This window comes from uncultured Gimesia sp. (assembly GCF_937919775.1).
In the GTDB taxonomy this organism is placed as follows: domain Bacteria; phylum Planctomycetota; class Planctomycetia; order Planctomycetales; family Planctomycetaceae; genus Gimesia.
In genome coordinates, this window is sequence record NZ_CALFPF010000246.1 from 1 (window position 1) to 3,466 (window position 3,466).

Below are 3,466 nucleotides of genomic sequence, written 5' to 3' on the forward strand. Positions count from 1 at the left end.
TTCGATTTAATACACTTCGATTAATACCTGTCTCTGTAAGAATGCCCCTCAGGGACAAGCGGCAATCGACGTGAGTCGTTCGAGTAATTTAATGACCGGTGATATTCAGGGCGCGACATATTGCCGGGTAATGGTGTATAAGGGTACGACTGTAATGAGTACGGGTTCGGCGGCGGATCATCATTGATATATACAGGTGGCGCAGGCTGCCGGATTTCAGGACGATGGCTCTTTGCAGCGGGAGCAGGAAGCGGGGATTGTAAGGCCGGTTTCGGGGCCACGATTGGTGGCTGGTTGCGAATTTGCGGCCGGGGCAATGCCGGTGAAGCCTGCGGTTGCTTCATCTGCGGAACTGTCTGTGGTGGCGTCGGATAGCTGCGTTGTGGAACGTTAAATAAAGGTTGTTCCGATTGAGTAGAGGGTGGTGGCGGTAAGGTCATTTTCGGTGCCTGTGGTGTGTAATTCGAATTTGCTTCCGGCTCAGGGGAATTTTGGTAATACTCTGCATTTTCAGCCCCTGGATACGACTGCGGTTGATCCCAGCCTGCTAGGGAATAGGGAGTCGCAATCTGATTAAATTCGTATCGTCCATCGGCGTGGGCGTGTTCGGCCCCCAGTTTGTATCCCGTAAACCATTCCTGAATTTCCTGATAACCTGCCGGAGTACGATAATGGGCTGCCCAGTATTCTTCCGGCGGAACAGGAGGAACTTCACCCGACTCTCCTAATGCAATATCAACGTATGCCTGCCGATATCCATCGCGAAAGGCCTTGGATGGCTTGTCTTTACAGTTACATGCCAGTGTTTTTAATGATTTGTTTGCACACTTCCGGGCAGCATGTTTGACAACCAGCCTATCCAGGTCCGTCTGATATCCTTCCAAAGAGCGATAGGGATGCGGTGTGCATTTGTCGTGATGGAATAGAAAAGACTTTTTGACACGGGATGAGACCGGGTAGCACGCTTCTTCGTAACCACAGTCTGAGCTGGCGCAGCCCGAAAAGCCGACCAGCATTGAAAACAGTATGGCGCAAGGCAAAAACAGAGATTCTGAGATCATCGAAATAAAATGATGAATATCGTTAGGAGTTTTGGAATCCACTATTAAACCACCGTGCGCACATTGATTGTTAATCGATACGGATGATTTATCGGACTCGTCTGATTCCGCTGTGCACGATTTTTCCAGTCTTGCAGATTATAACGGGGCGTACTGCGGATATAATCGTTTGATATTCAAGAATCGGGTTAATCGATACAGGTTGCAAGCTTTTGCCAGGTTGCCTGTTTTGACTGGTGGGCGGAAGCTGGAAAAGATACACCGACAGAGTGGCAGGATTTGCCGTTGCAAGGCAGGAAAGAATTAATCGGCTACGAAGTAGTCTTTTAAAAGCCGGAAGACCCGGTTGGCACGCTGTTGAAACAGGGCAGGTTTCTTGATCCAGCCCAGAGGAGAAATTCTGACCATGATTTCAACGCGTGGTGCCGATGCCCGGTTACTTGATTGCACTTTTTTGGTGACCGTTCCAAATTCTACTTCCACTTCTACTGGTCTGCGGTCGTCTGTTTTCCCCCAGAAGGGGAGCAAGCCAGATTTGCCGAGTCGCATTACAGCTCGATTGGTGCTGACTTCGGTCAGTCTGGCGCCATTATCGTTTACGAAGCCGCCCAGCTTGTAGACCATAATGTCTGAGGAGATGCAGGCGTTGAATGTCTTCGCAAAAGTCATCTCCTCTATGGTAGACTCTTCCGCATCAGTGGCAGCGGGAACGATGCCCGACAGCATTTGTTGATTTGTTAACGCACAGACCTTGTTGCGTCCTGTTTCTTTTGCATGATACAAGGCTTTGTCGGCGCGGCGGAAAATACTTTCGATGGAGTCTCCCGATTCGACTTCTGCAACTCCGAAGGAAGCTGACAGTGGGGAGCGATTCATGCTGTCAATTTTCAGATTATTGACCGCCAGTCTTAAGCGTTCGGCTTTTTTGACAGCATGCTCCAGATCTGTTTCCGGACAGAGAATCACAAATTCTTCCCCGCCATAACGGCCGACCAGTTCTCCCGAGTAGGTTTCATGCTGAAACAGTCGGGCCATTTCGATCAGAACCTGATCGCCGATCGAATGTCCGTATGTGTCATTGACATTTTTGAAGTGATCCGCATCAATAAACATGATGCTCAACGGTGTGGGGTTTTGCTGTTTATTGACCCTGGCCAGCATGATTGCCAGTTGCGTTTCCAGTTCGCCTCGATTGGCAACCGATGTCAACGCATCTATGCTGGCTGCCAGTTTGAGATCGTTAAATTCCTGAGGCCGCTTTAAGCCACGGGACAGGTCCCGAAATATTTCTGCCACGCCCGCCAGATGTCCATTATCGTCGAACATGGGCACCGATTGGACTTCGATGTTAATCAGTCGGCCACCCGGACGCTCCAGCATGAATTCCGTGGTCATCGGTTTTCCGTTTGCGATTACCCGGTTCATCGAGCATTCGGCAGTGGACAGGTTGGTGCCTTCTTTGTTCGTCAAAGGCATGCTGTGACTGGTCCAGGCTTCTCCCAGGATTTCAGTCGCATTGATTTCAGTCAGCTTTTCCAGACCCGGACTGAACAGGACGAATTGAAAATCGGAATTCACAACATAAAAACCGTCATACAGGCTCTCAATCTGAAACAGATACGAGAAAATGTTGCTGATCAGGTTTGCGTCTTGTGCTTCCCGTTCCGTAAATGGCTTAGGCTGATAGAGCCGGTTGACTTCGATGATGGCATCGTGGAACGCGTCTTTTTCATTTTGTTCCCAGCGTGATAGCGCGCAAATGATGTTTCCGTCAAACTGTGTTCCGGCTGCTTCCATCAGGATCGTCATGATTTCATCATGTTTTTTCCCGGCCCGATATACCTGATCGGTAGCCAGAGAGTCATAGGCATCCGCAATTGCCAGGATGCGTGCTCCCTGATGAACGTCGCTTCCGATACATTGATAACCGTTAGTGGCCCCACTGAAGTGGTAGCGTGTTTGTGATAAGATTGTCAAAACTTCATGGTCGGTGCGACACGCCTGCAGTACGTCCAGACCGATGTTGTGGTAATGCGACATCAGTTCAATTTCATCTGATGTCAGCTTGCCGGGCTTGAACATGATGTGATCGGGCACACCAATTTTTCCGATATCGTGTAATAACGCGGCGATCTCCAGCCGCTTCAGATGAATTCCCTCCCAGCCTAAATTCGTTGCAATTCCTTTTGCCAGGAAAGCGACACGCCGGGAATGGCATAATGTAGATGCATCACGTGCCTGGAGCGCAGTGAGTAACTTGCGCAGGTGTTTTCGAGAGATGACCTGATCAACGTAGTCTGTTTCGCCGGCCTCCAGCGAAAATTCTTCGTACTCGGCTGAAAGGGCCAGCAGTTCCTTCAGAATGGCTGAAGAACCCATATTATAGCTGCCATGGACCGACTGCT

General features: G+C 49.8%; 2 protein-coding genes. Both read right to left on the minus strand.

Features of this window, described 5'->3' with window-relative positions; genetic code table 11:
* Positions 1-20: 20 nt before the first annotated feature.
* Positions 21-1,040, minus strand: coding sequence for a hypothetical protein (locus tag Q0294_RS06535; protein ID WP_299462180.1), 1,020 nt, complete (start codon positions 1,038-1,040; stop codon positions 21-23).
* A 324-nt stretch (positions 1,041-1,364) separates the two neighbouring features.
* A partial coding sequence (locus Q0294_RS06540; protein WP_299462183.1) for a diguanylate cyclase occupies positions 1,365-3,466 on the minus strand: 2,102 nt, incomplete at its 5' end.